Annotated in this window: 5 protein-coding genes; 4 read left to right on the forward strand and 1 reads right to left on the reverse strand. The window is 69.6% G+C overall.

Translation table 11 applies throughout. From position 1 onward, the window contains the following. The coding region (locus tag AB3X43_RS18925; RefSeq protein ID WP_369431428.1) for a DUF4148 domain-containing protein at positions 1-358 on the reverse strand (358 nt) is incomplete at its 3' end. Between the two features lie 164 nt (positions 359-522). On the opposite strand from AB3X43_RS18925, the gene AB3X43_RS18930 reads away from it, so the two are divergent. From AB3X43_RS18930 to AB3X43_RS18945, 4 genes are all read left to right on the forward strand, one after another. Then, positions 523-1,107 carry a pyridoxamine 5'-phosphate oxidase family protein gene (locus tag AB3X43_RS18930; RefSeq protein WP_369431429.1) on the forward strand — a complete coding sequence of 195 codons (585 nt, stop codon included), beginning with the start codon at positions 523-525 and terminating at the stop codon, positions 1,105-1,107. Positions 1,108-1,218: 111 nt separating this feature from the next. Continuing rightward, a complete protein-coding gene (locus tag AB3X43_RS18935; RefSeq protein WP_369431430.1) occupies positions 1,219-1,695 on the forward strand; it encodes a DUF3429 domain-containing protein in 477 nt (158 codons plus the stop codon). A gap of 22 nt (positions 1,696-1,717) precedes the next feature. Next, positions 1,718-3,442 carry a M61 family metallopeptidase gene (locus AB3X43_RS18940; RefSeq protein WP_369431431.1) on the forward strand — a complete coding sequence of 575 codons (1,725 nt, stop codon included), beginning with the start codon at positions 1,718-1,720 and terminating at the stop codon, positions 3,440-3,442. Between the two features lie 19 nt (positions 3,443-3,461). Further along, entirely contained in the window at positions 3,462-4,616 is a 1,155-nt protein-coding gene (locus AB3X43_RS18945; RefSeq protein ID WP_369431432.1) for a DUF3108 domain-containing protein, read from the forward strand. The last annotated feature ends 238 nt before the right edge of the window (positions 4,617-4,854 follow it).

The raw sequence follows: 4,854 nt of genomic DNA on the forward strand, positions 1-4,854 counted from the left end.
CCTTCACCTGACCAGCCAGTGCGGCATCGTCCTGGCCGAGGGGCTTGACGACCACCAGCGACGGCTCGTCGCTGTGCAGCCGCGCGTATTCGCCGTTGGCCTTGGCTTCGCGCAGTTCGGCCAGCACTTCGGCACGGGTGCGCGGGGTGGCGCTGGCGGGCGGGTTGGGCAGGTTGGTGGCGCCCCAGATGTAGCTCTTGCCTTCCTTGCGGGCCTGGGTCAGTTCGGCCAGCACTTCGGCGCGGGTCTTGGAGGCGCCGATGCTTTCATGCTTGAACGTGGGGACCGCGTCATCGGCCAAGGCGTTGAAGGACAGGGCCGAGGCGATGAGCAGGGTGGAGAGGGTGAGCTTGTTCATGATCGTGATTTCCTGAGAGCATCCGGTTCTGGGTGAGGCGTCCGTCGGGGATGCGTATCCGGCGTCGTCCATGCAGTGCACTTTATAGTTCCTGATTGCATGAATAAATTACCTATTCGTGCTTACAGTATTTGTGTTTCGTGAATTGTCGAAGGAGATATGCCATGGGCAGCGATCGATCCGGCGATGAACTGCAGGCACAGGGCACAGCGCTCTGGGCGGAGCTGGTGCGCGCGGCTGGCATGCACGGGCACCCCTGGCGGCAGTTGGTGCTGGCAACCACCTGTGCCGTGCGCGGGGCGCAGGCGCGCACGGTGGTGCTGCGCGAAGTCGATCCTGCTGCCCGCGAGCTGGTCATCTACACCGACACCCGCTCGCCCAAGGTGGCACAGCTGGACCGCGATCCGCGGGCCCAGATCGTGTGCTGGTCGGCGGCGCTGGGCTGGCAGCTGCGACTGGGCTGCCTGGTCACCAGCGAGTCCGACGGGCTGGACGTCACCTCCCGCTGGGCGATGCTGCGCCACACCCGCGCCGCGCAGGACTACCTCTCGCCGCTGGCGCCCGGCAGCGTGCTGTCGGTGCCCGGCGACTCCTCCGGAACGGCACCGGGCGCGGTGCGCGGTACCTTCACGCTGCTGCGGGTGCAGGTGCAGGAGATGGACTGGCTGTCGCTCGATCCGACCGGACACCGCCGTGCCGTGTTCGATTACCGCGACGCTGTGCCCTGTGCGCGCTGGCTGGTACCGTGAAGTTCAGTCTGCTGCGCGCGCAGCCACGGTGCTGCGGTGACAATCGATGGCGCTGTGCACATTTGCCGGCCTCCGCCTTTTTTTCGACGTTTCCTGACGAATAGAGCCACCGTGTCCGCATCGCCCCTGACGCCCGCTTTCGCTGTTTCCCCCACCTTGTCCGTGCCCGATCGGCTGGCCGTGCGACTGGGTCATGCGGGGTTGGTGCCGTTCGTGCTGGGCGCCGTGCTGGCGATGCTGGTGCGGGCCGACGTGCTGCCCTACGTGGTGCTCTCGCTGTCGGTCTATGCGGGGATGATCGTGTCCTTCCTCGGCGGCATCCACTGGGGCCTGCTGATGATGGCGCACGATGCCGCTCCGCGCCGGCTGGCCTGGGCCGTCACGCCGACGCTGCTGGGCTGGGTGTCGGTGGTGATGCCGCCACACGCCGGGCTGGTGATCCAGGCGCTGCTGTTGATCGTGTGCTACCTGGTCGATCGGCGGGTCTACCCGGCCTATGGCCTGTCGAAGTGGCTGACGCTGCGCTTCAGGTTGACGCTGGTCGCGTCGATGAGCTGTTTTCTCGCGGCCGCTGCCTCCAGCAACTAGGCCTGATCCACCGGGACTCTGCATGCTCCGCTACCACCTGGAGATCGACGATCTCCGCAGCCACCATTTCCGCGTCACGCTGACGCTGCCGAACCCGGCGCCGGCGCAGCGCCTGTCGCTGCCGGTCTGGATTCCGGGCAGCTATCTGGTGCGCGAGTTCGCGCGCCACCTCTCGGCCGTCGAGGCGCGCCAGGGCCGCCGCGCGGTCACGCTGACGCAGCTCGACAAGCACACCTGGCAGGCCGATTGCACCGGCCGCGCGGCCCTCACGGTGAGCTGGCGCGTCTACGCCTTCGACAACTCGGTGCGCTGCGCCTGGCTCGACACGCAGCGCGGCTTCTTCAACGGCACCGGCGTGTTCCTCTGCGCCGAGGGCCGCGAAGCCGACGAGCACCGCGTCACCCTCGGCCCGCTGCCGGCCGGCTGGGACATCGCCACCGGTCTGCCCGAGGTCGGGCCACGCGAATACGCCGCGCCCGACTACGACGCGCTGATCGACCACCCCTTCGAGCTGGGCACCTTCTGGCGCGGACACTTCACCGCGTGCGGTGTCGTGCATGAATTCGTCGTCTCCGGCGCATTGCCGAGCTTCGACGGCGAGCGGCTGCTGACCGACACGCGCCGCCTCTGCGAGGCCCAGATCCGCTTCTGGCATGGCGAGGCCCCGGCGCCGTTTGCCCGCTATGTCTTCCTGCTCAACGCGGTCGACGACGGCTACGGCGGGCTGGAGCACCGCAACAGCACCGCGCTGATCTGCAACCGCCGTGACCTGCCGCGCCGCAGCGAGCCGGGGCTGAACGATGGCTACGTGACGCTGCTCGGCCTGATCAGCCACGAGTACTTCCACACCTGGAACGTCAAGCGCCTGAGACCGCACGACTTCGCGCCGTACGACCTGCGCGGCGAGAACTACACCACGCTGCTCTGGTTCTTCGAGGGCTTCACCAGCTACTACGACGACCTGTTCCTGGTGCGCACCGGACTGATCGACCAGACGCGCTACCTGCGGTTGGTGGCCAAGACGGTCAACCAGGTGCTGGGTACACCCGGTCGCCAGGTGCAGAGCGTGGCGCAGTCCAGCTTCGACACCTGGGTCAAGTACTACCGCCCCGACGAGAACAGCGCCAACGCCACCGTCAGCTACTACACCAAGGGCTCGCTGGTGGCGCAGGCGCTGGACCTGACGCTGCGCCAGGAGGGCAAAGGCACGCTCGACGACGTGATGCGCGGACTCTGGGCGCGCAGCGGTGGCGGCCCGATCGGCGAGGACGACATCGCCGCCGTGCTGGCCGAAGTGGGCGGGCGCCCATACGCCACGGAACTGGCGGCCTGGGTCCACGGCACGGGCGACTTGCCGACGCAGGCCTTGCTCGCCGCCCACGGCGCGGACTGGCAGCGCGAGCGGCCGCTGTTCGCGCAGCGCCTCGGGGCCCGCCTGAGCGAGTCGCCGCAGGGGTTGAAGGTCTTGTCGGTGCAGCGTGGCGGCGCTGCCGAACAGGCCGGGCTGGCGGCTGGCGACGAGCTGCTGGCGCTGGGTGACTGGCGCGTGGTCAAGCCGGAGGATCTGGCTCTCTACGGTGCGTTCGAGCAGCCGCTGCCGCTGCTGGTCGGCCGCGACCGGCGCCTGCTGCGGCTGACGCTGCCGGCGGTGACGGCCGAGGGGGCGGTGGCGCTGGGCTGGCAGACGCGCCCGGTGGCGCGTGTGAAGCGGCTGCGGGCGGCCTGGCTGGGCGAGGCTGGCGTCTGATGGACACCCGGACCCGGTGATGCGCGGCGCGTGGCTTCGGTCCCGGGCGGGGTGGGGGCTGGTGGGTCTGGTCGTGCTGCTGCACGGGCTGGCACTGGACGGACTCGGCCAGGCGCTGGCACCGACCGAATCTGCCGTGCCATCGATGTCCCGCATCGAAGCCACCTACACCCGCGTGGTCGTGCAATCCGCTGCGCCGACCGGGCCACCCGCGGCCCCGGCGGCGCCTCCCGCTGTGCACCATCGGCCGCGGCCTGCCGCTGCCCGGCCTGTCGCCACGCCCGCCAGCGAGGCCGCTGCGGATGTCCCGGTCGAACTCACCGTCTCGGACCCGGCCCCCGCCGCATCGGAGCCCTTGTCGGACCCGAATGCGGCGCCCGGCTCGGTGGCCGCACCACCGCCGGCGGTAGCGCCCGCAGACGCTGCGCCGCAGACGGCCGTGGCGGCCTCCGGCCCCGCCTTCACCTGGCCGGTGTCCACCCGGCTGATCTACACCCTCGACGGCTGGTACCAGGGCGAAGTCCATGGCGATGCGCAGGTCGAGTGGCTGCGCGACGGCGACCGCTACCAGGTCCACCTCGACGTCCGCATCGGCCCGCGCCTGGCGCCGCTGGTCGCGCGCCGCATGAGCAGCGAAGGCCGCATCACGCCGGACGGCCTGCGACCGCAGCGCTACGAGCAGGCCACACGCCAGCTCATCGGCCGCAACCGGCTGGTGCAACTGGCATTTCCGGACGAGCGCAGCGTGCAGCTGCAGGACGGCCGGCTGGTCACGGCACGTGCCGACGTGCAGGACACCGCCAGCCAGTTCATCCAGATGGTGTTCCTCTTCTCGACCCAGCCGGCGCTGCGCGAGAAGGGCGGGCGTGTCGAGTTCGACCTGGCGCTGCCGCACCGGGTGCGCCGCTGGGCCTACGAGGTCGGCGACACGCTGCCGACAACGACACCGCTGGGTGCGCTGGAGACTTTCCATGTCCGCCCGGTGCCCGCGAGCGACAGCGTGGCTGAACCCCTGCGAGAAGCCCTCCCCTCCGGCGGCAGCCTCCTCAGCACGCAGATCTGGTACGCACCGACGCTGCAGATGCTGCCGGTGCGCATCCGCATCGAGCAGGACGCCGAGACCTGGGTGGACCTGCACCTGTCCGAGGCACCGAAACAGGCGGTACTGCCATGACGGCACCACAAAAACGAACGGTCGTTCTATAGTGCGGCGCAGCACCCAACCCGACCAGGAGACCCTGTGACCATCCCCGAACAGACCCCCTATGAAACCCTGATCGTCGATACCCGCCCCGGTGTCGGCGAGAACGCCCTGCGCTACGGCTGGATCACGCTGAACCGCCCCAAGGCGCTCAACGCGCTCAACGACACGCTGATGGACGAACTCGGCGCTGCGCTGCTGGCCTTCGACG

This window comes from Sphaerotilus sp. (assembly GCF_041083715.1).
In the GTDB taxonomy this organism is placed as follows: domain Bacteria; phylum Pseudomonadota; class Gammaproteobacteria; order Burkholderiales; family Burkholderiaceae_C; genus Sphaerotilus.